The organism is Paenibacillus sp. FSL R5-0519 (genome assembly GCF_037974275.1).
In the GTDB taxonomy this organism is placed as follows: domain Bacteria; phylum Bacillota; class Bacilli; order Paenibacillales; family Paenibacillaceae; genus Paenibacillus.
On sequence record NZ_CP150234.1, the window covers coordinates 1,516,592 to 1,542,093 of the forward strand.

General features: G+C 46.8%; 22 protein-coding genes. 11 read left to right on the forward strand and 11 right to left on the reverse strand.

Annotated features, from left to right (window positions below):
* The first annotated feature begins 4 nt into the window (after nt 1-4).
* A complete protein-coding gene (locus MKY73_RS06680) occupies nt 5-217 on the forward strand; it encodes a hypothetical protein (RefSeq protein WP_339236462.1) in 213 nt (70 codons plus the stop codon).
* Nucleotides 218-353: 136 nt separating this feature from the next.
* On the opposite strand, the gene MKY73_RS06685 is transcribed toward MKY73_RS06680, so the two are convergent.
* Nucleotides 354-1,940 (reverse strand): stalk domain-containing protein, encoded by a 1,587-nt coding sequence (locus MKY73_RS06685; protein WP_339306384.1) that lies wholly within the window; start codon nt 1,938-1,940, stop codon nt 354-356.
* Nucleotides 1,941-2,267: 327 nt separating this feature from the next.
* Between MKY73_RS06685 and MKY73_RS06690 the strand changes: the two genes are divergently transcribed.
* Nucleotides 2,268-2,711: an Hsp20/alpha crystallin family protein gene (locus tag MKY73_RS06690; protein WP_339236458.1), complete on the forward strand. Its 444-nt coding sequence runs from the start codon at nt 2,268-2,270 to the stop codon at nt 2,709-2,711.
* Between the two features lie 151 nt (nt 2,712-2,862).
* Here MKY73_RS06690 and MKY73_RS06695 read toward each other — a convergent pair whose 3' ends face one another.
* The 5 genes from MKY73_RS06695 to MKY73_RS06715 form a co-directional block, all read right to left on the reverse strand.
* On the reverse strand, nt 2,863-3,420 hold the full coding sequence (locus tag MKY73_RS06695) for a DUF1697 domain-containing protein (RefSeq protein WP_339306386.1): 558 nt from the start codon (nt 3,418-3,420) through the stop codon (nt 2,863-2,865).
* 33 nt (nt 3,421-3,453) lie between these two features.
* A complete protein-coding gene (locus tag MKY73_RS06700) occupies nt 3,454-4,104 on the reverse strand; it encodes a hypothetical protein (protein WP_339306388.1) in 651 nt (216 codons plus the stop codon).
* 45 nt (nt 4,105-4,149) lie between these two features.
* Nucleotides 4,150-4,713: a TetR/AcrR family transcriptional regulator gene (locus MKY73_RS06705; RefSeq protein WP_339306390.1), complete on the reverse strand. Its 564-nt coding sequence runs from the start codon at nt 4,711-4,713 to the stop codon at nt 4,150-4,152.
* Nucleotides 4,706-4,951: a hypothetical protein gene (locus tag MKY73_RS06710; RefSeq protein WP_339306392.1), complete on the reverse strand. Its 246-nt coding sequence runs from the start codon at nt 4,949-4,951 to the stop codon at nt 4,706-4,708. Before MKY73_RS06710 ends, MKY73_RS06705 begins: the two co-directional genes overlap by 8 nt.
* 69 nt (nt 4,952-5,020) lie before the next feature.
* Nucleotides 5,021-6,508: a DUF5123 domain-containing protein gene (locus MKY73_RS06715; protein WP_339306394.1), complete on the reverse strand. Its 1,488-nt coding sequence runs from the start codon at nt 6,506-6,508 to the stop codon at nt 5,021-5,023.
* Between the two features lie 99 nt (nt 6,509-6,607).
* On the opposite strand from MKY73_RS06715, the gene MKY73_RS06720 reads away from it, so the two are divergent.
* Complete coding sequence (locus tag MKY73_RS06720) at nt 6,608-7,264, forward strand: DUF2625 family protein (RefSeq protein WP_339236445.1); 657 nt, start codon at nt 6,608-6,610, stop codon at nt 7,262-7,264.
* Between the two features lie 135 nt (nt 7,265-7,399).
* Here MKY73_RS06720 and MKY73_RS06725 read toward each other — a convergent pair whose 3' ends face one another.
* Complete coding sequence (locus MKY73_RS06725) at nt 7,400-8,740, reverse strand: MFS transporter (protein WP_339306396.1); 1,341 nt, start codon at nt 8,738-8,740, stop codon at nt 7,400-7,402.
* 235 nt (nt 8,741-8,975) lie between these two features.
* Here MKY73_RS06725 and MKY73_RS06730 point away from each other — a divergent pair, with 235 nt between their 5' ends.
* Entirely contained in the window at nt 8,976-9,359 is a 384-nt protein-coding gene (locus MKY73_RS06730) for a VOC family protein (protein ID WP_339306398.1), read from the forward strand.
* A 68-nt stretch (nt 9,360-9,427) separates the two neighbouring features.
* Here MKY73_RS06730 and MKY73_RS06735 read toward each other — a convergent pair whose 3' ends face one another.
* Nucleotides 9,428-12,079, reverse strand: coding sequence for a cation-translocating P-type ATPase (locus MKY73_RS06735; RefSeq protein WP_339306400.1), 2,652 nt, complete (start codon nt 12,077-12,079; stop codon nt 9,428-9,430).
* A gap of 312 nt (nt 12,080-12,391) precedes the next feature.
* On the opposite strand from MKY73_RS06735, the gene hcp reads away from it, so the two are divergent.
* Complete coding sequence (hcp, locus tag MKY73_RS06740) at nt 12,392-13,684, forward strand: hydroxylamine reductase (protein ID WP_339306402.1); 1,293 nt, start codon at nt 12,392-12,394, stop codon at nt 13,682-13,684.
* A gap of 237 nt (nt 13,685-13,921) precedes the next feature.
* Nucleotides 13,922-15,307, forward strand: a complete 1,386-nt coding sequence (locus MKY73_RS06745) for a PTS transporter subunit EIIC (RefSeq protein WP_339306404.1) — start codon at nt 13,922-13,924, stop codon at nt 15,305-15,307.
* A gap of 172 nt (nt 15,308-15,479) precedes the next feature.
* On the opposite strand, the gene MKY73_RS06750 is transcribed toward MKY73_RS06745, so the two are convergent.
* Both MKY73_RS06750 and MKY73_RS06755 read right to left on the reverse strand, forming a co-directional pair.
* Nucleotides 15,480-16,190, reverse strand: a complete 711-nt coding sequence (locus tag MKY73_RS06750; protein WP_339306406.1) for a response regulator transcription factor — start codon at nt 16,188-16,190, stop codon at nt 15,480-15,482.
* Nucleotides 16,177-18,369: an ATP-binding protein gene (locus tag MKY73_RS06755; protein ID WP_339306408.1), complete on the reverse strand. Its 2,193-nt coding sequence runs from the start codon at nt 18,367-18,369 to the stop codon at nt 16,177-16,179. The genes MKY73_RS06750 and MKY73_RS06755 overlap by 14 nt, the downstream gene beginning before the upstream one ends.
* Before the next feature lie 181 nt (nt 18,370-18,550).
* On the opposite strand from MKY73_RS06755, the gene MKY73_RS06760 reads away from it, so the two are divergent.
* The 5 genes from MKY73_RS06760 (at nt 18,551) to MKY73_RS06780 (ending at nt 24,091) form a co-directional block, all read left to right on the forward strand.
* Nucleotides 18,551-19,111, forward strand: coding sequence for a hypothetical protein (locus MKY73_RS06760; protein ID WP_339306409.1), 561 nt, complete (start codon nt 18,551-18,553; stop codon nt 19,109-19,111).
* Nucleotides 19,111-19,611: a hypothetical protein gene (locus MKY73_RS06765; protein WP_339306411.1), complete on the forward strand. Its 501-nt coding sequence runs from the start codon at nt 19,111-19,113 to the stop codon at nt 19,609-19,611. The genes MKY73_RS06760 and MKY73_RS06765 overlap by 1 nt, the downstream gene beginning before the upstream one ends.
* A gap of 706 nt (nt 19,612-20,317) precedes the next feature.
* A complete protein-coding gene (locus MKY73_RS06770; RefSeq protein WP_339306412.1) occupies nt 20,318-20,860 on the forward strand; it encodes a CueP family metal-binding protein in 543 nt (180 codons plus the stop codon).
* A gap of 184 nt (nt 20,861-21,044) precedes the next feature.
* Complete coding sequence (locus MKY73_RS06775) at nt 21,045-22,046, forward strand: iron-siderophore ABC transporter substrate-binding protein (protein ID WP_339306414.1); 1,002 nt, start codon at nt 21,045-21,047, stop codon at nt 22,044-22,046.
* On the forward strand, nt 22,043-24,091 hold the full coding sequence (locus tag MKY73_RS06780; protein ID WP_339306415.1) for an iron ABC transporter permease: 2,049 nt from the start codon (nt 22,043-22,045) through the stop codon (nt 24,089-24,091). The genes MKY73_RS06775 and MKY73_RS06780 overlap by 4 nt, the downstream gene beginning before the upstream one ends.
* 150 nt (nt 24,092-24,241) lie before the next feature.
* Here the strand turns inward: MKY73_RS06780 and MKY73_RS06785 are convergent, their stop codons facing one another.
* A complete protein-coding gene (locus MKY73_RS06785) occupies nt 24,242-25,414 on the reverse strand; it encodes an aminotransferase class I/II-fold pyridoxal phosphate-dependent enzyme (RefSeq protein ID WP_339236402.1) in 1,173 nt (390 codons plus the stop codon).
* Nucleotides 25,415-25,502: the final 88 nt, after the last annotated feature.

The window sequence follows — 25,502 nt, forward strand, 5'->3', positions numbered from 1 at the left end:
CATTATGGATGGAGCTAGCTCTATAGGAATTGCTGGGATTATAACGCTATTAATTTTCTTTATCATGATGGGTCTTGTATTATATCTGATCTTCTATCTTGTGATGAAGCGGTCTGGCGTGAAAGAGGAAGTATCCGCATTAAGGATGGAAGTACGAGTGTTACAAGAGGAAGTAGAGCGGAACAGGCGGGAATTGGAGAGTATAAAGTCTCGTTAACCGTCTGTACATACTATATGTGGATACGTGGATTAGCGTGTTCAATAGTAAGAGAGGATAGGGGCTCTTCGCCCCTTCCTACTCAATACAGCCTGAAACTGTTTATTTCAGCCTTAGCGGGCCACGTGTACGTCATCTATTTCTTGGCAAAAAAACTAAGTGTTCCGGTGCTTTCATCAGCACTCACAAACAGGCTGCGTCCGTTAACCCGATGAATGCCTTCTGGTGACTCTCCGGCTGTAGGAATCAGACCCAGATAGTTCGGATTGACCGGATCAGCAAGATCGAAGAACAGAATGGCATCTGCCCGTTCGGAAGCGACCGCTGCATACGTTGTGCCGTTCACAGTAGCAACAGTCAGATTCTCCACTTCGCTGCCTTTGTTGGGACTGCGATCATCCGGGTACAAACCAACCATGGCGGTTGCCGTGTCAATGAGGTTTTGGCTATCGTACATCCGCTTGCCTTGCAGATCCCAGACAGCAATATTGCGTCCGCCTGCTTTTACCCCATCCTCAAATTCATTCTTGCCCAAGTCTCCTTCATTCGCTGTCAGCAGGTATTTACCATCTGCCGAGAAAGCAATCCCATCCGGTTCGTAACGAGCTGTCAATGTCTCTTTAAACTGAATCATGCCATCATCTTTCAGATCCGCTTGATGTGAGGTGGTACCGAGAGCGAAGATGGAGCTGATCTTTTTGGTCTCCAAATCTACGATGGCAACGACGTTGTTCTCCTGTAGCGTGATGGCTGCAGTTTTGCTATCCGGACTAATGGCAACATACTCCGGTTGTGGATCATGCGGATAGATTGCGCCTTCAACATGGTCCAGAGATACCGGCAAGTTCGTGATTTCACCTTCCAATACGTTCCCACCAGCAAAAGATACAACCATAATGCTACCCGGACGTTTGGCGTTGGCATAGTCAATTTCATCGGCAGCTTTATTCAGCTCTTCGTCTTCTATGGCAATCACGGCATGCAGACCGTCAGGAGACAGGGCAATCGAATCAGGACCAATACCGAGTTCATATGTTTTTACAATTTTGTAGGTTGTCAGATCCACTATGGCAAGCAATCCTTTGTTTGCTTCACTGTCCGTATCCCCGGTACGAATAACAGCCAGACCGTATTTGCCGTCTTTGGACACGGTTACACTGGTGACTTCAGCTTTGGCAGAGAGCTCATGGAAGCTGACTGTTTTCAATACGCTGATATTTTTCAAGTCAGCAATGTCCAATACAGAAATGCTGCCATTGTCCGCTTCGGTTACGAGCAGGCACTGTCCATCTGGCGTAGACGCTGATATTTCTGCTTTGCCACCGGGCATCTGAAACGATGCGGTTCGTTCAAAACCGGTTTTATTTTGTTTCAAGATCAGTTGATCCGTAATTAATTTTAGCGTTTGGGAAGATACATACGTTGTACCTTTGGTGATGTAGCTTTTACTGTCCAAAGGCGTTTTTACCCCGTTAATGGTTGCTGAGGACGTTCCTATGGGAAGTTGGACTTTAGTATCTGCGATCTGGATATCAACACTGCGACTGTTTCCGTTCCAGGTGACCGTACCTTGCATATTTTGGATGGCTGTACGCAATGCAACTTGATCGTTGGCAGGTTTAGATGCATCAGCGGCATGAATCATGGATGTGTAGCTGGTTGCTCCTGCGCTAAGAATGGCGGTCATCGACAGAACGGCAAGCCATTGATTTCTCTTTTTCAATGTTCCAGATCCCCTTTATCGTTTCGTGTTGTGATGGTGTGTGCAATTGTTTTCAGACATGGCCTAGTATAGGGGTGAAATGTTAAAAAGAAATAAGAGAAGCCAGCAAGTTATGTAAAACATTCATATGCTATAGTCAGACAAAGTCAGAAAGTCAAAAAAGGTCAAAACAAAAGAAAAAAGGATCTATTTTATAATAATGAACCATGGTGAAAGAAGATCGGTTTTTTTCGTCTTTTACGGACTTTGAGCCTTGTTTGCACGAGTATTATAATAATCAATGTAAGCAACACCAATAAACCAACCACACAAAAGGAGCTGATTTTCATGTTTGATCTGATTCCGTTTCGTAAACGAAATGAAGACCCGTTCGGACACATGTTGAAATCCTTCAATGACATGGTTGAGAACTCATTTCTCTCGCCTTTTGGGACTGGCTCGCAGCCATTTCGCACCGACATTCGTGAGGATGAAGACAAATATTGGGTAGAAGCCGAGCTTCCGGGGATTGCCAAAGAGAATATAGACATTCAAGTTGAAGGTAAAGAATTGATTATTCGTGCCAAACGTAATGAGCTGGTGGAACAGAAGGATGACTCCAATCGGATCATTCGGCAGGAGCGTCGTTCAGGCGAATTTATCCGGCGTTTCTATGTAGATCATATTGATGAGGAGCATATCAAGGCCAGATTGGAAGATGGTGTGCTGAAGCTTGAGATTCCAAAACGCCCTGGTGATGATCCATCTCGCAGACGTATTCAAATTGACTAAACCATAGAGAATTGAAATCAATTGTTTCCTTATATGATGAAAAACATGCAGGAGACATCCATAAGGATGTTTTCTGCATGTTTTAATTTAGACTGAATTGGAAGAGGGATTGTTGAACATCAGATTGAATATCCATTTTGCTGATTCCAATTTATTTCTCGGCTGCTGCCTGCATGAGTGCATATATCTTACGTGTGGTATTCACATTTCTTACGGTCATATAAGCATAGACCTTGGAACCCACAAGCTTGTTCATGCCACTTTTGGATGCATCCTCTCTGCTGACTGAATACAAAATGGCACCGGGAACATACATCAGTGTGCCGATTTCGGGTTTGATGGGCAGTTGATCCAGCACGGAGGGATCGTTGATCTCATCCCAGAGGAACATCACATCACTTTTGGCCGTGTCGTCATTAACCCATTCCGCTGGGAGTGCTTCGATAACGCTTTGGATTTCATCCATATTCCGCACCATCACCTTGATCTGTAAGCCGAATTCAGCGGCGATGGCCTGTTCCAACACAAGGGATATCTCCCTATTCGCATGAGCACGTTCTTGATGATCAGCAAAAATAATATTGCCAGAGTTGATGTATGTAACGACATCCAGCATGCCAGCTTGTTCAAACGTTTCTTTCAGCTGTTTCATATTCATTTTATTGTTCCCGCCTACATTAATGCCCCGCAGCAAAGCCACATAGATCATAGGGATGCCCTCCAATTTCTTCAATTCAACGGCTTAACAAAATGACAGATACTCGAAGAGATGAGCAGTATATTCTTCTCCCAACAGATCCTGCAATAAAGGCTCCACGTGTTCCAGAACCTCGGGTTTGGTCTCATAGGTTTCTTCATCTTTCAATTCTCCGGCATAGGTACGTGCTGCTTCAATCAGGATGGCTAGTGCACTGAAAAAGTCTGCCAGCGAATTAGCAACACGGTTTGGTTCTCCACCTGTAAAAGCGGCATATACGGGAGAGTGCGGTGCTTCCACATCCACAATTAAAGGATCATCGTTAAAGTTTGCGATGACGACATGATTTTTTGGCCAAGTGGATGACTCCTCATAAGGTTCATTCATGCCAATCCAGCGGAACCCCAGTTGCTGACGAAGCAGATGTTCAGGTGCAACAAAGAAGATCAATGCGGCATCACCGATCTCGACGGCGGCATTTTTCATTTTGAGTGTACCTTCAGCGTCTGCATCCATCATTTCATAATGACTGTACAGGTATTGAAGTTCCGGTGAAAGCGGTATTCGTGTATCTACTTCCGGCTGGTGATGGTGTTTGCGCGGACGAAGATCATGATTTTTGAAAAGCCCGTAAGCTTCATTATATAAATCCTGCTGTTCCACAAAACGGCTTAAGGCCGCATCCAGTTGTTGCATGTTGTCTGATTCCTCCTACTTGTGTAGTTTCATCGTATCCATTGGTTAGCGCTGGATGCCTGACCAGAAGACATTCCAGGTAATCGCCAGCGCTTGTTCATAAGATTGCCGTGTCTCATATACGAGCTGTACGTCCAATCCATCCATCATGGTCACAAAGGCCACGGTGGCTTCATCCGAACTGAGGCGTATATCCGGATGTTTGGTAAAGACGGCTGCTAACTCTTCCTTCAGTGTCCCGAGATACGTTCGATATTGGGCCAACACAAAATCATGTACCTCCAGTGGTGTGATGAACGACAGGATATACATAAAAGCCACGTTTGGATGGGTCAGGAAACGATTTTTGTGTTCATGCAAAAAGGCGTACAGCTGCTGATCCAGAGTTTGGGTAACAGACTCACTGAAAAATTGGCGTACAAACTGCTGTTCCTCCTGCACTACTTCCTCGTATAACTCCAGCAATAACGCTTTTTTGGATGAATAGTGATAGGCCAGAGATTGCTTGCGGATGCCTGCTTCTTCGGCAATCTGCGCCATCTTGGTCCCCTCATAACCCAGACGATTAAAATGTTGAATGGCAATTTCCTTGATTCGTTTTTTACTCAATGTCTACCTCCAGTTGGCGAGCGGTATACCTCTGCTGTTTTTGGGAGTATACCAAATATAACAAGATATATACCACAAAAATGCCTATAGCGATAGCGTACACCACTGTATAGGAAAATACAGAAGCCACCACGCCAAGGATCAACGAACCACCGCCAATCCCGAGGTCAAAAAAATTAAAGAAGGAAGCCAGAAACGAAAAGAAGCCTGTGCACAATGGGGGGAAGTGATCCCACATAACACAGGCTTCTTTAATTGGTGTGAAAATAGGAGGGGCTAGTTCCACTGGAATAGCATCAGATTAACGTTACCGCGGAGCAAGGTAGCCATACGACTTCGCTGGAGAATTCGCATGAAGGCGGAAATCTTCGCTCGGTTCATTCATAAATGCCGGATTCACATATATGGAGTGTGCATCGTTACCAGATCCCTTTAGGTAGGCAGCGATGCCGGAGTAGGCCTTATTTTTCCAAACCCACAGGGCATCTTCCTGCTCTCCTGGTGAGTAATAGACGTTATGGTCAAACACATTGCCGGTATTGCTTGTATATTCATTGTATATCAGGACTTCCGAGCTGCCCGATACGAGAATGTTGCGCATGAACGTATTGTTCTTCGTCCTTGACTGCATGAATAACTGTCCATTGCCTGCATTCAGGGTGTCATTCCCTACAAGCGTATTGTACATAATCTTGCTATCCTCGGTAGCTCCACGTTCATCGTCATAACCTCCCATGGCAATGCCCGTCAATCGGTTGGAATAGATCAGGTTATCCCGCACGGTAATGTTGCTGGTTGAACGCCCGGCATGCTCTGAGGCTATCTCAATTCCGATGTCGTTCCGGTATACCCAGTTCTGGTCGATGATATGATTTTTCCCACCATCGACATAGATGCCACCCGCCGAGTTGCTATCATTGGGCAGGTCTGTTCCATAGGAGGGATTGTTATTGGACGTAATATCGTATACTTCGTTGCCTCGTACAATGCCGTTCCGAGCCTGATCGTACGTGTCGTCCTCAGACGTACCCTCATACCCGATCAGATCAATACCAATGTTGTCGGAATCATGGATGATATTGTTCTGTATGGCAAAGGTATCGACGTTGCCGTTGACTGCAAGTGACTCACTGGAACCAAGGGTAAGATCATACAATTCATTATCCTTAATGATGATATCGCGCAATGCTTGAGGGTGCTCTGTACCATATAGGGCAATACCGTGGGCATCCCTGCCCCTCAAATTGGGACCCTCAGGAGGTGCGTAACTAGCGATCGCGTGTATGGTGTTACCCAACAACTGAATATGCTCACCTGCCCCGTGGACATAGATCCCGGTTGGGACCTGGCCCCCCAGTGTGGTCGTGAAGTTACGAATTTCGAGGTTTTGAATGGTGATATAACTGGCATTCTCAATTTCAATCAGTCCTTCGATGCCTCGAACAGCGAGGCCTTCTCCATCAATGACGACATTCTCTTGCGGATAGCTGGCAAACAGGGTCGGATTACCGGAGGAATGGCCGCTTCGGGTGATTTTGACTTTCTGATGATAGACACCTTCACGCAAATAGATCGTACTTCCTGGCGAAGCATGGTCGGCTGCGTGCTGTAACGTTTTCCACGGAGATTGAAGGGTTCCTTTATTCGCGTCATTTCCATGGGGGGATATGTAATGGATGACCTGAGGATCCAACTTTTGAACAGAAACGGGTGTCTTCATGGACTGGGTACGGTCCTGACAACCAGATGCGAATAACAGTAGAATCGGCATAATCAGCAAAACTGTACGAATCAAAGTTGTTCCTCCTTTATATTTACCAGCTAGATTATAGCAGATTTGAACGGGTTAATAAGCCATGATATGCTTTTTATCAAATCAGGGAGGAGACTGCTCATGAATACATTAACTGTAGCTGAATTAGTAGATCGGGAGAATCACGCATGGGAAGAACTCAAGGAACTTCTGGATAGCGGGCAAAATACATATGTGTATGTTCCAGCAAAGCAGGAGGCGGGAGAGGATACCCTCTATCGTCTGCAAATAAGTACGAAATCCTATTTGGGAGTTGTTGCTTATGAGACAGAAGGTATCGTACTTGACCATGGCTGGATCACGCTGCTTGGTGCGGGTGGTGACAGTACATATGGAAGCCTCACCAGTTGGAATGGTGTGAGTGAGCAACCTTGGGTAGATGTTCTGGAAGGTATGATGATCGTCGCATATGATGCGGCAGGTGGTTTCTTCGGACTGGATACAGGCAAGTATGGCCGTACGGGACATATCTATTATTTTGCACCGGATACACTTGAATGGGAATCGACAGAACTGACATATTCAGAGTTCATTAACTGGCTGGCGGATGGCGATCTGGGGCAGTTCTATCAGACGTTTCGCTGGAAAGGTTGGCAGGAGGATATGGCACAGCTCCAGACGGGACAAGTATTTGCATATTATCCACCACTTTGGACCAAGGAAGGTGGCGGCGAGAGCAGTAGCAAATCCCCAATTAGTATCATGGAGGCCTGGAAGTCGGCACTGGATGGGAAATAGTTGGCATGCTGCTTGAGAAGGATAAGGAGTGGTGGCTATTTCATGGAATGCATACTCATTTTTGAAACTGAAACCTCCTGTCCGAATTCGTAAAAAGGCTCGCGCTAAGGCGCGAGCCTTTCTCTGTTGAACAATTTAACTACCGGATGCAAGAGGTTCCATGCCAGAGCGTGAAGCTCTGCTATGCCAGACGGTCAGACCCAGTGAAACAACGCAGACGAGCAACAGACAAGCGTATACCACATGATAAGCTTCCTCTACTGATACTCCCGGAATGCTGTGCAACAGCAACCCGCATACCGCTACAGATACCGATCCACCGAAGAACTGAATCAATTGTAACATGCCCATTCCTGAACCAATCTGTGATTTGGGCAGCACACGTGAAGCTTCATTATTCAATGAAGCCATAGATGCCGAGAGTGCCGGTGAGAAAAAGAGATAACCACTGGTAATGATCAGGGCGGATTGATCCAGTCCGAGCATGAATAAGGCAAGTACCGCTGCGAGCAGGATGTGTCCGATGATCATAAACCGCATATTGCCATAACGGTCGATCCAGCGGCCGACGAAACGGGTGCAGAATGCTGCAACAATGGCTCCTGGAGCAATCAGCAAACCGATGGCGAGCGATGAGCGTCCATAGAGATCTGCGAGCACAAGCGGCATCAAGAACAGATTGCCCAGATTCACGACCAGCACGCAGAATCCTATAAGAATTAAGCGGGTGTATCCTGGTGTTCGAAACACTTGTGGATTCACAAACGGAAGACTCGCTTTCCGAATATACAGGAGGTGTGCTACAAGTGAAATAACGCCAATAGCTAACCATAACCAGGACTGCTGGGTGATCGCGACGAGAAGTGTAGTTGCATTAATGACGGTTAGTATGGCACCAATAACATCAAACGGCTGATCCGTTTTGACGGATTCACGTGGGAGAAAATAGAGCAGGACAGGCAGGGCGAGCAGGACAAGCACGGTTATGGCAAAAAGTCCGTTCCAGCCCCAGTACTCACTAATAAGTCCGCCGACAATGGGGCCAAGTCCAAAAGCCATGGCGCTGCCTGATGAGATGAGTGCGATGGCAGCTCCGCGCCGTTCCACCGGGATGTAACGACTCGCGATGACGAGACCCAGACCAGCCATCACCCCTGCACCTGCAGATTGCAGAATGCGTGTGAGCAACAGGATTGCGAAGTTATGTGCGAACAACCCCAGCAATGAAGATAACCCCAGGATCAGAAGCCCGACCGTGAGCAGTTTGCGTACCGGAATTCGGTCTGATAATCGACTGTATATCACCGTTGACAGGGCGTAACCAATGGAATAACTTGAGATGACCCACGAACCCAGGTCTGAGGTAATCTGTAGATCATGAATAATGACGGGCAATGAAACATTGAACATGGTGGTGTTCATCACAACGATGAACAAACAGCACGTCCAGAGTGGCATGACAATTTTATCTTTCACGTAACCATTCCTGTCTTATCTATGAATGTGAATTCGGATTGAGCATGGATGAAAATGTGATGAAAAGCAATATATCATTTTACACTTCATTTTATTATATGGCAATAATGTCATACTGGATATCAGTTAAATTTATGTAATGCAGAGTTTAATTTATAGACTAGTTCCCTGAAATTGGGTAAAATGATGGTTGGAATACATAACTAGATTGATTATTTTATAAGGAGTTTACAGTATGCATCACTTACTATTAATGTCCCACAGCGTATTTCCGACGTTGGATATGAAGCGAACAGCACAATTTTATGAAAAAAAGATGGGCTTTCGTGTGGTCGAATATCTCAATGCAGCCGAACCTCATATCTGTCTTTATCGTGATCTTACCGAGATTATTTTAACCCAAAGTAATGGACAGAAAGTCATTCCCAACAGAGAATTATATGGTTACGGATATGATGCCTATTTTATTACCAAGAACCAGGAAGAGCTTCAACAGGAATTGATCAACGCAGATGTGAAGATTGTACGTGCCCTCAATCATACAGACTATAATAACAAGGAGTTTGTAATCGAGAATATCGATGGACGATGGATCGCTTTTGGCATCAAACAGGGGTGAATTTGATACAGAAACAGGCGCTCCGATCACGGGCGCCTGTTTGTGCATACGTACGATATCTGAAGAGCTTATGCCGCAGTAACTTGTTTGCCGCGATTGCGAACCCACTTGATGACATCCATCAGAATGACGGCAACAAGAGCGAGTCCGCCTGCAATCAGGAACTCATTCCAACCGAATGTATCCGGGATAGCGAAGACGCCGCGAACACCTGGAATCAGTGTGATTGCATAGAGACAGAGACATACCAGAATGGAACCAAGCACAAATTTATTGGTCATGAAGCCCACCTGGAAGATGGTTTGTGTATTGGAACGTGCTGCAAAAGTTTGCAGACTGCGTGCCAGAATCAAGGTGGTGAAGGCCATAGCTACGCTGATTTCCTCCGAGATGCCAAGCCCGATATATTGAGATACGATTACAGCCGCACCAATCAGGACACCACGCGTAATGACCGCTTGCAGGGTTCCGCCTGCGAAGATGCCTTCGTTAATATCGCGTGGTTTACGCCGCATGACATCTGGCTCGGGCTTCTCTGTGCCCAAAGCGATGGCAGGCAGGGAGTCGTTCACCAGATTGATGAACAGCAGTTGAAGGGCCGTGAACGGATTCACCCAGCCGACCACCAGAGCAAACAAAATCGCGATAATGGCACCGAGATTACCCGCGAACAGGTAAGCGATCGCTTTTTTGATATTATCAAATACCATCCGTCCAACACTGACTGCATTCACAATGGAGACAAAGTTATCATCCGTCAGAATCATGGCAGCAGCATCCTTGGCGACATCCGTTCCGCTACCCATCGCTACGCCGATGTCAGCCTGTTTCAGCGCAGGAGCGTCATTGACTCCATCTCCGGTCATCGCTGCAACCTTGCCCTTGCGCTGCCATGCACGCACGATCCGGATTTTATTCTCAGGTGATACTCTGGCGTATACCGAGATATGTTCAAGTTGTTGATCCAGCTCTTCATCGGACATTTTGTCCAGTTCGGCGCCGGTAATGGCGAGATCATCCGGTTCGGCAAGGCCGATATCCACACCGATGGCCTGAGCCGTCGTTTTGTGATCTCCGGTGATCATGATGGTGCGAATGCCGGCTTTTTTGGACTCTTCAATCGACCCGTATACCGCTTCACGCGGCGGGTCAATCATCGCTGTCAGACCAACCAGTGTCAGATCATGCTCGTCATCAATGGTGACCTGGTTTTTGTCATCAAATTTTTTGTACGCATAGGCCAGTACGCGGAAGGCACGTTTGGAGAAGGCCTCATTTTTCTCTTCAAATTGTGTGCGAATCTCGGGTGTGAGGGGCTGAACTTCACCATTGATAAACACATGGCTACAGCGACTGAACAGCACATCTGGTCCACCTTTAGTTAGCAAAGCCGTCTGTCCCTCAAAGGTATGAACGGTACTCATGAGCTTTCGATCCGAGTCAAAAGGAAGCTCAGCTTCACGCGGGAACTGGTCACGGATTTCATTGTAATCCTTGTTCACCCGGTTGCTGAAGGCAATAAGTGCCACTTCGGTTGGATCACCGAGTTCCTTGCCTTCCTGGTTAATATTCGAATCATTGCAGAGCACTGCAATATGTAACAGACGTCGTTCCTCTTCCGACCACTGATCGGGATCATCGGGGAATTCTTCCTTGGTGCCATGGGGAATGTAATAATCCACAACAGTCATCTTATTCTGAGTTAGTGTTCCTGTTTTATCCGTACAGATGATGCTGGCAGAACCGAGTGCTTCCACGGCAGGCAGTCTGCGAATGATCGCATGTTGTCTGGCCATCTTATTGGTTCCGAGTGACAATACGATCGTCACAATGGAGGAAAGTGCCTCTGGAATGGCAGCAACCGCAACAGCTACAGCAAACATCAGTGCATTTACGATGGAAGGCCCGATATTCACCGTACCTTCGGTCAACCATACACGACCGGCTTCTATGCCAAAGATCAGAATCGACAATCCCAGGATGAAAAAGCCCAGTTTTTTGCTGAATGATTCCAACTTGCGCTGTAACGGCGTGTTCTTGGCTTCGGCATTTTCGATCAGTTCGGCAATTTTACCAATTTCCGTCTTGAGAGCCGTACCTGTAATCACGAGCATGCCTCGTCCATATACGACCAGTGAACCACTGAAGGCCATATTGCGACGATCTCCGATTGGAGCTTCATCCGGGATGGTGTCCGCGTGTTTTTCCGCAGCTTCGGATTCTCCGGTCAACATACCCTCGTTGATTTTCAGACTTCCTGACTCCAGGATACGCCCGTCAGCCGGAACATAATCACCTGCATCCAGCATAACAATATCACCGGGAACGAGTTCCCTCGCCGGAATGGTTTTTTTCTGCCCGTCACGAATGACCTTGGCTTCAGGAGCAGACATTTGTTTTAATGCGTCAAGCGAACTCTCGGCTTTTTTGGTCTGAACTACACTAATTACCGCGTTAAGCAAAATAACCAGGAATATGATCAACGATTCAATCAGGTGTCCAAGTACAACCTGCACGGCGGCTGCAATCAGCAGCACGATAACCATCGGATCTTTGAAATTTTCGAGGAACAATTTCCAGACAGGTGTTGCATCTTTCCCTTTTAATTCGTTATATCCTTCGGTTTCAAGTCTCTTTGCTGCTTCGGAGGTTGTGAGTCCCTTGGAAGAACTCTGTACATCCTGAAGGGTTTCCTCCGCACTGTGTCTATAATGTTGCAATTGACCAGCTCCTTGAATAGTAGATTTCTCTCTGTGTATTACCCTTACGGGCAAAATCTAGAATCGTTTCATTTCCGTATTTTTTTAAGATTATGGGTTATATACGATTTTTAGCTGTACACAGTATTTTTCATAATGATCCGAGATATGCCTTTTTTCGAATATTATTATTTCCAGTTTGCATGATGGTCTAGAAAACCAATATAGATTTAGAGCAGAAACTGTGTGCACCATCACACTAGCGCATATTCGGGTCTGTTACGCTATTACATAACGAAGGGTGTTTTAATCTAAGTTTGGAGGGGAATCCATATGTTTTGTTATCAATGCGAACAGACGCCGAGTGGCGGGTGTACCGTGGTTGGGGTTTGCGGCAAAAACGAAACAATTGCAAGTTTGCAGGATACAATGATCTTTGCGTTAAAAGGAATCGCTGCCTATGCAACGCACGCACGCCAGTTGGGATATTCTGATCCTGAGGTGGATCGGATTACACATGAGGCATTATATATGACATTAACGAACTCGAATTTTAATGTGCAGGAACATCTGGAGATGGCGATGAAGGTAGGCAATGCAGCCATCCGCATTATGGACGTGCTGGATCATGCACACACGGACCGTTTTGGTGTACCGCAACCGATTACGGTTAGCCAGAACCAGATCGAAGGACAGTGCATCGTGGTGACGGGACATAATCTGTATGCATTGGAGGAGCTGCTTCGTCAAACCGAAGGGAAAGGAATCAATATCTATACCCACTCGGAAATGTTACCTGCGCACGGTTATCCTGCACTGAAGAAGTATGCCCATCTGAAGGGCAATATCGGTAAAGCCTGGTACGATCAAAGAAGGCTCTTTGAACAATTTCCGGGTGCTATTCTCGCAACAACCAACTGTGTCATGCCGATCAAAGGCACATATGCAGACCGCTTTTTCTCGTATGAAGTGGCGGGTCTGGAGGGGGTAGCCAAGATTATGGATGATGACTTCTCCCCTCTGATTGAACGTGCATTGTCACTGCCTGCGGCTAATGTACAGTCGGAGCAAGTCTTAACGACAGGATACCATCATGAGACCGTGATCGGGCTTGCGCCTGAGATCATTCAAGCGGTGAAAGACGGCCATATCCGTCGATTCTTTGTCATTGCAGGCTGTGATGCACCCGGTAAAGGCGGCAACTACTATCGTGAGCTCGCGACATCATTACCGAATGATACTGTGATTCTGACCACGTCTTGTGGCAAGTTCCGCTTCAACGATGTGGATTACGGTACGGTTGGAGACACGGGTATCCCGCGTTATATCGATCTGGGTCAATGCAATAATTCCGGTTCTACGGTGAAAATTGCATTGGCTTTGGCGGATGCTTTTGGCTGTACCGTCAACGAATTACCTGTCAGCATCGTGCTGTCCTGGTTTGAGCAAAAAGCAGTTGCGATCCTGCTCGGCCTGTTCAGCCTCGGCATTCAGGATATTCGGATTGGACCCAAACCGCCAGAGTTCATCTCGGCTGGTGTGCTAGACGTACTTGTTGAGATGTTTGGCCTAAAGCTGATTACTACGGCAGAGGAAGACATGAACGCCATGCTTGCGCTGTCGTAAGATAGGTTCATAGGAGTACGGGGCGAAGGGGCCACAAAATAAGATGAATAAGAGCCTACATCAGCAGTAGGCTCTTTGCTTTTTCCTTGTACTAGGTCATTATACCTTGCGCAAAAATCAAGAAATATAAGGAGAATTCGTTTTTTTATCCTATTGAAGTTTTTTTGTGGAAATGGCTATATAGATAAGGGCACATCACAAAACTCGGGTTTACCGCAGTATAAGGAGAAGGTACATATGAAAGACAGGTTCATCGAACAACGATTAAAGCTCGCAGGGGGAAAGGAGAATATTCGTCATGTGCAGCATGACATGGGTAAAACAACACTGACATTGCATGACTATACACGCATGGATCTGTCCGTTCCAACGACGCCGGATCTGGACACTGATATTAGCATAACCAATGGCGAGTATTGCATGAAGTTTAGAGATGAAGAAGCCTATATTTACAATACGTTACTTGGTATGGGTGTGGAGCAACCGAACCGAAATTCGCTGCAGGAAACAATGATTAGAGGTAAAAAGACATTTTCGATCCTGTATTTTATTTCGGATGTGTTCAGGCCTTTGATGCCAGTCCTTGTTGGGGCCGCAATACTCAAAATCATACTCGGCTTGATTACAGTTATTAACTCACTCGGCTCGGAAGATACTTCGTTGGTCAGCAGTCAAACCTGGATGATCTGGAGTTCCATCGGTAACAGTGCATTTTATCTGCTGCCCATTCTGGTCGCCATCAGCACTGCTTATCGCTTAAAAAGCAATCTATATGTGGCCGCCGCTATCGGTGGACTGATGTTGTACCCTCAAATGACCACTGTGTTTTCCAGTGGAGAAGACATCCATTTTATGGGTGTACCCCTTGTGTCACAGGCGCCCTTTTTTTCAGCAGCCCTGTGGATGATTGTAGCCATAAGCGCAGCATCTTGGCTGCAAAAGCGGGTTGAGCGAATCAGCCCCGGGGCACTGAAAGGAATTCTTGCTCCGGCGTTAACGTTGATAGTCATTGCGCCAATGATGCTGTTGGTGCTTGGTCCAGCAGGTACATGGGTTGAAGAGCACCTGTCTGGCGTTATTGAATCGCTGCTGAATGATGCTCCCGTTGTTTTGATCATGCTGCTGGGAGCGAGCATGTCACTACTTATGATCATGGGGCTACATTACTGGCTATTCCCAATCCTGATAAATGAGATTATGACGAATGGCTTCACCATTGTACTTCCGGCCATGCTTGTTGCCTTTGTTGCGCAGGCGGGTGCCGCACTCGCTGCAGGTCTGCGAAGCGAGCAACCGGAGTTCCGGAAACAGGCATTCTGGGCAAGCGGAACGGCATTATTCGGAGTGACAGAGCCTGCGATGTTTGGAGTCAATATGAGAAGGAAGGCGTCTTTTTATGCAGCCATGCTGGGTGGTGCGGTTGGAGGTTTGTATTTCGGTCTTCTATCTGTAAAGACATTGGTCATAGGCGGTTCCGGCAGCCTGTTTGACATTCCGTTCTACATAGAAGAGGGAACCTTCAATATGCTGCATACTTGTATTGGTGTGTGTATTGCTTTTGTGGCGTCAGGGGCACTTGCATACTGGATGGCGGGAAGAACGGCCAACCGCAAAAGCGTATAAGCATAATCTTCGTGATAGGCATGGCATTGGATTATTTGCCATGTTGAAACTGGCAAACATGAAGAGGGTTATCCCATAAAGTCATGTCATGACTTATGGGATAGCCCTCTGTTCTCGTTTAAAGATCGTGCAGGTCTATTAAATGAAATATCAATGGTTGCTATGCTCTATCTCACCGTGCCTGGAATTTGTAGCCAATCCCGCGAACCGTGATAATGTAGCGATGGGAACGGGAGGTATCCTCAATTTTGCGTCTCAGGTGATGGAGATGCACCATGACCGTGCGAACATCACTCCAGTTATCCAGCCCCCATATGCGTTCAAATAGGTAGTCTGTACTGAAAACATGCCCTGGGCGACTTGCCATGAGGAACAGGAGTTGCATCTCTTTTGCAGGTAAACTGATCTCTTTGCCATTGACCCGGACTTCAAAGCGGTCAAAATGCAGCTCAAGCCAGCCGTCACGCCATACGTTCTCGCTAGTGGCAACCATGTTGTCGGATGTGGAGACTGTAGGTCTTAGCCTTTTTTTGACCCTGGCGACCATAATATCCGGATCAAACGGTTTGGTTATATAATCATCCCCCAGTTCCAGTCCCTGAACGATATCCTCCGTTTCCTGCCGGCTGCTGAGAAAAATGACAGGCAGATCAACGCTCTTCCGAAGCTCTCGTATCCAGTCGGTGCCTATTCCGTCAGGCAGCATGATATCACACAAAATGAGATCAGGGCGTCGCTGTTCCAGCAGCTGCGTAGCTTCCTCAAGATTATGCGCTACATGCGTTATGTAGTTCTGATTATGCAGATAGATCGTGACCAGATCTGCGATATCGATATCATCCTCCACAATTAGAATGTGACGGCACTCCTCAATGTATGTCATCTTCCGGCAATCTTCCTCTCCAGGCGGGTAACCGAAAACAAAACTGACTGCCTGAACCTGGCTCACTGGTTACCCCGATCTCTCCATTGTGATAATACATAATTTCTTTGCAAATGGCGAGTCCCAGCCCCGAGCCTCTGTGATCAACTCCATGCTGCTGACTAGCTTGTTCAAAACGTTCAAAGATTCGTTCCTGCCACTCCGGCGGAATGCCCGTGCCCGTATCCTTAACACAGATATTGGCGGTCCAGCCTGTTTCCGTTAAGGGTGTTTCCTCAAGATGAAGACGCACACAGATCGTCCCCGATTGAGGTGTGAATCGCAGTGCGTTCGAGATCAGATTGGACAGGACCTGTTCAATTCGAATGGGGTCCAGTTGCACGATCCAACCCTCCGGGTCCCTGTTCCCGAAGTTTGATTCCACAGGCAGATTCAGACGGTAATGGATACCCTGGGTCTCTACGTCTGCTTCATATTTCTGGAACAACTCCTGCATGAATAAGAGCAAATCAACGTCCTGCATATGAAACTGCACTTGATTGGTCTCCAGCTTCGTAAGCTCAATCAGATCATGAATCATTCGTTCGAGTAGCAGGGTACGTGTGTAGATCCGGTTCACATACTTGGGTGCTTCGGTCGTAATGATGCCATCTCGCAATGCTTTGGCGAAACCCTTAATGGATGTGATCGGTGTGCTCAGCTCATGAGAGATGTTAGACAGGAGCCGAACACGGAACAGCTCGAGTTCAGCCATCTTCTGGTTGGCTTCCTGAAGCTCTGCATTGCTATGCCGCAATGAGCGGGTTCGCTCATCCACGGTTCGTTCCAGCCGCTGGTTCGTTCGTTGAAGCTGGAGGGACAGCTGTTCCTTTTGCCGTAATGCTCGCGAGAAGCGGGAAGACAGATTATACGCCTGGGTTAACAGAAAAATAAGCAACCCGATGGAGAGCATGTCCTCTGTGGGCAAATGGACCGTGTAGAAGAGCATATCATTCAGGGCAAAGGCCATGAAAAACAGAAAACCGATCATACTTGTGACAGCACCCTTTCTCCGTTTGAGCGCAGATCGGACATATATATAGAGTGTATAGATCAGAGAAGGAAACAGAGCTCCCCATGTAAAAGGTGTCAGAACATAAGTGTACACACGAGCCGGTGTGAGCAGGAATAACAGGATAAAGATCGACAGGACAAGTGCGCCGACTTTAGACACCCAGGATACTGATTCCTTGGGATATTCCCTGTTAATAAAAAGGATGAGCAATAATGCCGTCAGGGCGACGGATATGTATTCGGCTTTGACCGCCCATTCCCATGGGAGATCAGGCAGCAGATATAGCGCTGTCGACTCACCAAGCACAACGGTACGCACACCCACGGACAGACAGAGCAGACTGTACAGCAGGGCGGAAAATTCTTTTCTGCGGTTAAGATAGACCAGTCCGTAATATAACGCCATCACACCAAAAATCCCGACAATACCTGACTGTGCGGCGATATGAAGAATCCGTAGCCAGGAGATATTCTCTGCTGTTCCAAGCTCCATGCTCTGCCAGATGCCTGCATTTCGCTGGGAGAAGTTGGACACTTGAATGATAATTTCATTCATACCTTGGCGCGATTCAAAATAGATGACTTTGGGATAACTCTTGGGAATTTCGGATAAACGATCCGTGCCAACAGTACCGTTGCCACTTTGCAATTGACCATTAATCCAGATTCGGTAAGCCGAGGCGATGCTCTTGGAATAAAGGGCAAGTGGTGGGCTGCTTGTTCGTTTATCCGGAAGGAGGACGCGTAGTCTGTACGTTGCATAGCCTTCATTGGGCAGGAATGAATCGTTGTCCTGTTGGTACGATATCCAGGGCTCGGGTACTTGTTCAAAGGCAGGGACAGGTGGGGCAGCAGCTTGAAAATCAATCGGTTCCAACAGTTGACGCCAGTAAAACTCCCATTCGCCATCCAAAGTCACATTGGGCAAGATGGAGTCAGAACGATCAGACATATCCAGGACTCCGTGTTCTGCGGAGATTAGCGCGTGGTCTGTAACTGCTGTTAATGGGGCTGTTTTTGATATATATATCATCAGAATTCCGGTAGCAATCACAAGCAGGAACAGGCTTCTCAGAAGAAAAGTTCGTTTACGGATGAGACTGCGAGCCGATGGGATAAGCTTCATCTAGGGTGACCTCCGGCCAGGGTAAGATCGTATATTTTTTTATTATAGATGGTTCCCGGGTTTGCAGAAAGAAGATTTTTGACGAAATTCCCCGGACTTAAACAAAACTTAAACTAACGTGAGTACAATAGACCACATAACTTGTAGGGATAAAGACCCGGTAACAGAAAGGTGCATACTTATGAGTCACTATTTTGCTAAATGTTCAACCTACATGTACCAGCATAGATATATGGACTTTCTGCTGGCTCATTATAATGAATTGAATCTGCCCTATTCCTTTCCGACGACACTCAGCTATATATCCAGCCCACTGCTTATGGCTGGGGGAGCGATGTTATGTTTTGATGATGAGGATGAGGTGGCGGGTGCGTTTGGATATATTCATGGCACGGGAGAGCACGATTATGAGGATCAGCATGTGATTCAGCTTCAGGTGGCTTTTATTGTACATGAGCACCGCCGAAGCAGGATTTTTATCGATGGTCTTCGGCTCCTTGTGCAACACTTGGATGAATATGCGGATGAGGTACCTGTGCAGGAAATTCGGTTCTGGGCTCTTAATGAAGAAGCCAACCATCGGTTATTCTCCAAAATTGCGCAGCAAGTTACGAGTACAATCCGTGAAGAAGGTGAGTTGAATGCTTACGTTATGAGGATGGCACAGCTTCGTTCATACCTCGCTTCTTTTGAGCGAGACTCAAGGATGAAGGAGCAACATGGAAAGGTGGAGTCTTCCTGATGCTGCAACTCAAGGCTCACGATACGTTAAAAGACGAGGATTATGCCCGTTTTGCAAGGTTTTATCTGACAAATAGTGATGAGTTCGACGAGCAATATATGCTGCATGATGCATTGCTCCATCTGATTAGTACGGTACAGCAAGAACATTTGCTTTTATTCGACGATGAGCAGGGGCAGTTGAGCGCGTTCATTCAGTATCGATATACGGAAGACGGGAACACGGCATTCATTGATTCTGCCATATTGGCTGAAAAATATCGCAGCAGCAGAATCTTTTTTGCAGGGCTTCGGGATGTGGTGTTATGGATTTGCGAGGAGAACAGCGATATTCAAACGCTGCAGTTCCATGCTCTTGCAGAGAGCCGTTATATTAACAGGCTTTACAGCAAGTTCGGCAAACGGACGGATGTCCAGGTGCGAAACGGAAGAACAGAGCATGTCTACACGGCTGAACTGGATACCCTTCTGGCTTATCTGAAAATAAAAACGTTGGTGTAATTGAAATCGAGTAATCGGTTTCGCACAATTCAACGGATAATCAGGTCAACGGATGATCAGGAAAGGAGGTGAGCATGTCTATGATTCCTATGTACCCAGTCATAAAGAATGGCAGCCGCATTTCAAAATTTGAAAATGTGCTGAAATTGAATGAACAATTGCGAGTGAACACCACTGCCGCGAAATAATCCCCCTCTTCGCAGATATTCTGTTTCCTGCTGAGGAACAAAACAGACCATAAGAAGGAGCAAGCCGACCACACATCACATGTGTGATACGCCTGCTTCTTTTTTGGCTTTTGATAGTCTTTTCGAGTCCCTTCTTATGGACAGCTTATTGTAGTAGAAGAAAATGTGGTGATTTCGCTTGCTCGCACTTAAAGGGCACCTTCTCACACATTCAGGATTCAGTGTGTTTGCCTTCCACGGACACGGTCAGATTCGCTGGCTTCCCAGGCGTTCATTATATTTGAGAAACTCGCTTTAATATAGCTCCGTCTGTCCACCTGCGAGTCGATCTGCAATCTCTTTGGCTTGTAGAATAGAGGTATAGGGATCAGCGGTATCGACCCCATATTCCATATATGTTTATCCCGAGAGTGAGCCAACCATATATGTGAATATCTGGTGAATTCCTCGCTGTACAGGTCCATGATGGTAAGTTCTCCATTATACTTAATGAAAACGGACGAGGAGATGGACTTCAGATGAAAAAACAAATGTGGATCATTGCAAGTGTTGCAATTGTCATTGTGATCGGAACATACCTGATCGCAAGTAATACGGGCAAGGAAGAGGCAGGTACAGCCAATGCGCCTAACATCAGAAAATTGGTGGAAGAGATCAGCACAGGAAAAGAGACGCCGGAATCAGCCTCCATTAATGCCAAACAGTTAATTGTCACCGATCAAGATAAACATACGACTACATATGATTTGCCTGAAAATGAATTTTTCCTTTCCATTGCACCCTATGTGGATCAGACCCATCCCTGTGCCATTCATAGCTTAACTGGTTGTCAGGGGGAACTGAGCAATAAGGAATTCAGTGTTACCATTCACGATTCCCAAGGCAACACGTTTATGAAAGATGAAGTGATCAAGTCTGGTGCGAACGGATTCATGGACTTTTGGGTGCCAAGAGACAGAACCTATCTGATTCGTATTGTTCGAGATGGAAAGGTTGCAGAAGCGCAATTGTCTACATATGAAAATGATAATACTTGTATCACTACGATGCAGTTGAGTTAATGCAAACAGACAAGCAATAGAAGGGGAAGGATGGCCGTTGAGCAATTCCTTTCCTTTTTTTATTTTATAAAAGAGTTGGATTAAAGTACTTTTCATTGACAAAAATTCATTCCTACGGCATAATCCAATAGTGATAATGATAATTGTTATCATATAAATACATATAAACAGGGGAGATCAAGATATGAAAAAAGGGTTAAACGGACTGTTGATCATGCTGGCATTTGTGCTGATTTTGGCGGGTTGTGGTAAAACCACGACTACAACAGATACAAGTCAAGGTACGAATTCGGGCAGTGCTCCCGCTGAAGAGACAGCAGGTCCTGTTACGGTGAAACATAAACGTGGAGAGCTTAAGTTGGACAAGCCAGCAGAACGTGTCGTTACACTTGAATGGACATATACGGAAGATGTTGTTGCCCTGGGGGTTCAGCCAGTAGGTAATGCGGATAACGCTAACTATAAAGTGTGGGTAACATCCGAAGCAGCACTGGATGACAGTGTAACGGATATCGGTACACGCGGTGAGCCGAACCTGGAAGCTATCGCTGCATTGAAGCCGGATCTGATCATTGCTAACGCAGATAACAACAATGCGGTCTACGATCAGCTTAATGCTATTGCACCAACCATTGAATTCGATCCGTATGATGGCGATGGCTATAATTATGACAAAATGACAGAAATCTTTAATACCATTGCAACAGCTCTCGGTAAAGAAGACAAAGCGAAGCAAGTTCTTAGTGATCTCGATCAGCACTATGTAGAAGCCAAAGAAAAACTGGCTGCTGCGGGTAAAGAAAATTTCAACTTTGCACTGACACAAGCATTCACGTATCAAAATGCAGTCAGCCTGCGTATGTTTACGGATAATTCGGTTGTTATCGGTACATTGGACAAAATTGGTCTGGTGAATGATTGGAAGCCGGACAAACTGGAGAACTACGGTTTCTCGACAGTAGGCATTGAGTCGTTGACCGCTGTTAAGGACAGTAACTTCATTTACATCACTCAACCAGACGATGACGTTTTTGGCACAGCCATGAAAGATAACTCGGTTTGGAACGGACTGAACTTCGTGAAGGACAAACGCACTTATCAACTGGATAGCACTACATGGACTTTTGGTGGACCGATCTCCTCCAAAGTATTGGTTGACGGTGTTGTTGAGGCGATTACTAAATGAGTTCGGTTCAAAGATCCAAGCCAACGATGAATTGGCGCACAATAAGCATATATGGGGGCGGTTTAACCGCTCTCATCGTGCTTTTTTTTGTAAGTCTAATTTATGGAGAGGCATCCATTCCTTTGCATGTCGTTTGGGACTCGCTCACAGGCAGACAGGATTCATTAGAGCATAATATGGTCTGGGATTTGCGGATGCCGCGTACGGTGATTGGTATTCTTGCAGGCGGTGCACTGGCTGTAGCAGGCGCTTTGCTTCAGACGATTACACGTAATCCACTGGCTGCTTCGGATACGCTGGGCATTAATGCAGGAGCGTACTTTGTGGTGGTGCTGGGAGCTATCGCTTTTCCGAGTTTGTTAAGTCAGTCTCCTTTTCTTTTCGCAGCTTTTGGTGGTTTACTGGCCGCTTTTGCAGCTTATTTCATGGGCGGCGGACGAACATCAAGTCCGGTTCGACTGGCATTGTCAGGTATGATTGTATCGATGGTGCTTGGTTCATTTACAAGTGCATTACATATATTTTTCTCCATGGAGACACAAGGGTTATTTCTTTGGGGCTCCGGAACACTAGTTCAGAATGACTGGAGTGGTGTGTCTTATGCGTGGCCATGGGTGATTGGCATCACCCTGCTAGCATTAATCATGTCCAGACAGTGGGATATGCTGGAGCTGGATGAATCAACGGCTTCTTCTTTGGGACAAAAGGTTGGATTGGCTCGTACGGGTGGTTTAATTCTCGCCGTATTGCTGGCTGCAGTCATTGTCAGTGTGATTGGACCGATTGGCTTCGTGGGATTGGTTGCACCCCATCTGGTACGATTGAGTGGGGTACGTTCCAACCGATTACTGCTACCCGGTGTGTTTATATGGGGAGCAGCGCTTCTGGTTGGGGCAGACGTCCTTGCCAAGATGGTGCATAACTCCAGTATGGAGTTGCCAACAGGTGCTGTTATGGCGATCATTGGTGCACCGTGGCTCATCTGGCTTGTGCTCAAACGAATGAAGGCTGCGAATGGATCAGGCATGTCCACTTCCATGAGCACGGGAGCAACTTTACGTCGCTTTGCATTCGGCCCCGTGGCCGTCTTATTTTCAGTCATTACTGTCGGACTTATCTTACTCAGTACAATGTTTGGCGGGATGCGGATTCCATTGGCTGATCTGTTGCCGAGTCTGTTCCAGTCGGATGGACTGTTCTCCGCCTTGGTTCAGCTTCGGATTCCACGTACCCTTGTTGCCGCAGGTGCGGGTGCAGCACTGGCCATTAGCGGTGTGCTGATTCAAATGGCGGTTCGGAACCCGCTGGCGGATGCTTCAATTGTGGGTGTTTCCTCTGGTGCAGGTCTCGGAGCAATGATGGTTATTATTTTATGGCCGGGTCTTCCAAGTTACTTGCTGCCGATTGCAGCAATCATTGGTGCAGCCATTGCCGCAGTGGTTGTGTTCTCACTTGCCTGGAAGAAAGGGCTAAACCCATCTGCAGTAGTGTTGCTGGGGATTGCGATGTCTGCCATTGCTGGAGCAGGTATTCAAATCCTGATTGTACGAGGTGCGGTATACGGTAGCAGTGGATATATCTGGCTGACAGGCAGTACCTACGCTCGTACCTGGGATCAGGTAAAGGTTATCGGATTATTTTTGGTGATTCTGGTACCGGTGGCTTGGTGGCTGGCACGCAGATTCGAACTGCTGGTATTTGACGATAATAGTGCATCCGGACTTGGTCTGGGTGTACGTCGTACACGATTATTGGCCATGGCAGTTGGTGTTTTACTTGCAGCAGGGGCTGTTGCTTGTGTAGGAACCGTCGGTTTCATCGGTTTGATTGCCCCCCATATGGTTCGGTTACTGACAGGAAATAAGTTAAGACGATCCATGTTCCTATCCGCATTAGCGGGTGCAGTCATGTTGGTGCTCGCCGATACGATCGGCAGAACCGTCATGGCACCGACAGAGATTCCATCAGGCATACTCATTGCGATCATTGGAACACCGTACTTCCTGTATCTCATGTATCGTTCTAACTGGCGCAAGTCTGTATAAAACGTTGGAACGGAATGTCTGGTCCCGCACCAAATGACAAAATCCCCTCAGGTCTTCAAGAAGTTGAGATCACGTTATCAAACGTCAAGCTCATACTCTCTGTAGACCATGAGGGGATTTATGGTTGAGCACATGTTAACGATGTTCCTGTTAGCTGGATTTCAAAATCCCGCTGTGATTGACGGATTCCACAGCTTGCTGCAGTACTTCAACCTCCTGAACAAGCGCGAATCGAACGTAACCTTCGCCTGATGGACCAAAGGCACTGCCTGGGGTTGCAATGACACCCGCATGTGTGACCAGATCCATGGCAAATTGCTCTGAACTGTCGTAGTGAGCCGGAATGCGACTCCAGACAAACATGGTTGCTTCCGGTTTGGCAATAGGCCAACCGAGTTGGCTGAAGCCTTCACAGAGGATGTCTCGGCGCTGTTCGTATATCGCTCTGACCCGTTCAACCTCGGATTGATCGCCGGTAATGGCAGCAATTGCTGCTTTTTGGATCGGCAGAAACATCCCGTAATCCATATTGGATTTTAGCTTTTTCAACATGGAAACCATGGTTGTATTGCCCACACAGAAGCCGATTCGAGCTCCGGCCAGGCCATAGGTCTTGGACAAGGAATTGAATTCTACACCAACGTCCATGGCGCCAGGGAACGCGAGGAAGCTTCCGCAAGACTTTCCATCAAATACGAGTTCACTGTAAGCATTATCGTGAAGCACGATAATATCATACTTTTTGGCGAAGGCAATCAGGTCCAGATAGAACTGATCCGGTGCCATTGCGGTTGTTGGATTGTTAGGATAGGAGACAAGCATGAATTTCGCTCGATGGGCGATATCTTCCGGTATATCCTGAAGTTGAATAACATACCCGTTTTCTTCTTTTTGCGACATATAATACAGTTCAGCACCTGCCAGTAGCGGTCCATCCGCGAAGACGGGATAGCAGGGGTCAGGGACCAGCACCAGATCACCTTCATCTACAATGGAGAGGGATATATGTGCCAGCCCTTCCTGTGAACCGAGCAAGGAACAGATCTGTGATGCCGGGTCCAGCTCTACCTGATAGCGCTGCTTGTACCAATCGCTAGCAGCTTGCAGCAACTCACTCTGATCATTCACTGCATATATATAATTAGCCGGATCAGCTGCGGCCTCGCATAGTGCGGTTATAATATGCTGCGCAGGTGGGATATTTGGCGTACCCACACTGAGATCAATAACCGGCTGTCCGTTCTCCAGTCTGCGGCGTTTGATCTCCAGTAGTCGTGTGAAAATTCCTTCGTTGAAATGATCCATTCGTCTGGCAAAGTTCATGATGATGATTCAGCCTCCAATCCTCTTCGTACACATATTCATTAATAATAAATGGACAGCGACGAAAAGAGAAGAGCAGGGGAAAGCC

Excerpts from the sequence above, each read along its gene's own strand:
- MKY73_RS06785 (WP_339236402.1), bottom strand. The coding sequence starts at position 25,414 with ATGAACTTTGCCAGACGAATGGATCATTTCAACGAAGGAATTTTCACA.
- MKY73_RS06700 (WP_339306388.1), bottom strand. The coding sequence starts at position 4,104 with ATGCAACAACTGGATGCGGCCTTAAGCCGTTTTGTGGAACAGCAGGAT.
- MKY73_RS06750 (WP_339306406.1), bottom strand. The coding sequence starts at position 16,190 with ATGACATACATTGAGGAGTGCCGTCACATTCTAATTGTGGAGGATGAT.
- MKY73_RS06760 (WP_339306409.1), top strand. The coding sequence starts at position 18,551 with ATGAGTCACTATTTTGCTAAATGTTCAACCTACATGTACCAGCATAGA.
- MKY73_RS06755 (WP_339306408.1), bottom strand. The coding sequence starts at position 18,369 with ATGAAGCTTATCCCATCGGCTCGCAGTCTCATCCGTAAACGAACTTTT.
- MKY73_RS06680 (WP_339236462.1), top strand. The coding sequence starts at position 5 with ATGGATGGAGCTAGCTCTATAGGAATTGCTGGGATTATAACGCTATTA.
- MKY73_RS06690 (WP_339236458.1), top strand. The coding sequence starts at position 2,268 with ATGTTTGATCTGATTCCGTTTCGTAAACGAAATGAAGACCCGTTCGGA.
- MKY73_RS06710 (WP_339306392.1), bottom strand. The coding sequence starts at position 4,951 with ATGTGGGATCACTTCCCCCCATTGTGCACAGGCTTCTTTTCGTTTCTG.
- MKY73_RS06695 (WP_339306386.1), bottom strand. The coding sequence starts at position 3,420 with ATGATCTATGTGGCTTTGCTGCGGGGCATTAATGTAGGCGGGAACAAT.
- MKY73_RS06780 (WP_339306415.1), top strand. The coding sequence starts at position 22,043 with ATGAGTTCGGTTCAAAGATCCAAGCCAACGATGAATTGGCGCACAATA.
- MKY73_RS06720 (WP_339236445.1), top strand. The coding sequence starts at position 6,608 with ATGAATACATTAACTGTAGCTGAATTAGTAGATCGGGAGAATCACGCA.
- MKY73_RS06770 (WP_339306412.1), top strand. The coding sequence starts at position 20,318 with ATGAAAAAACAAATGTGGATCATTGCAAGTGTTGCAATTGTCATTGTG.
- MKY73_RS06765 (WP_339306411.1), top strand. The coding sequence starts at position 19,111 with ATGCTGCAACTCAAGGCTCACGATACGTTAAAAGACGAGGATTATGCC.
- MKY73_RS06730 (WP_339306398.1), top strand. The coding sequence starts at position 8,976 with ATGCATCACTTACTATTAATGTCCCACAGCGTATTTCCGACGTTGGAT.
- hcp (WP_339306402.1), top strand. The coding sequence starts at position 12,392 with ATGTTTTGTTATCAATGCGAACAGACGCCGAGTGGCGGGTGTACCGTG.
- MKY73_RS06775 (WP_339306414.1), top strand. The coding sequence starts at position 21,045 with ATGAAAAAAGGGTTAAACGGACTGTTGATCATGCTGGCATTTGTGCTG.
- MKY73_RS06745 (WP_339306404.1), top strand. The coding sequence starts at position 13,922 with ATGAAAGACAGGTTCATCGAACAACGATTAAAGCTCGCAGGGGGAAAG.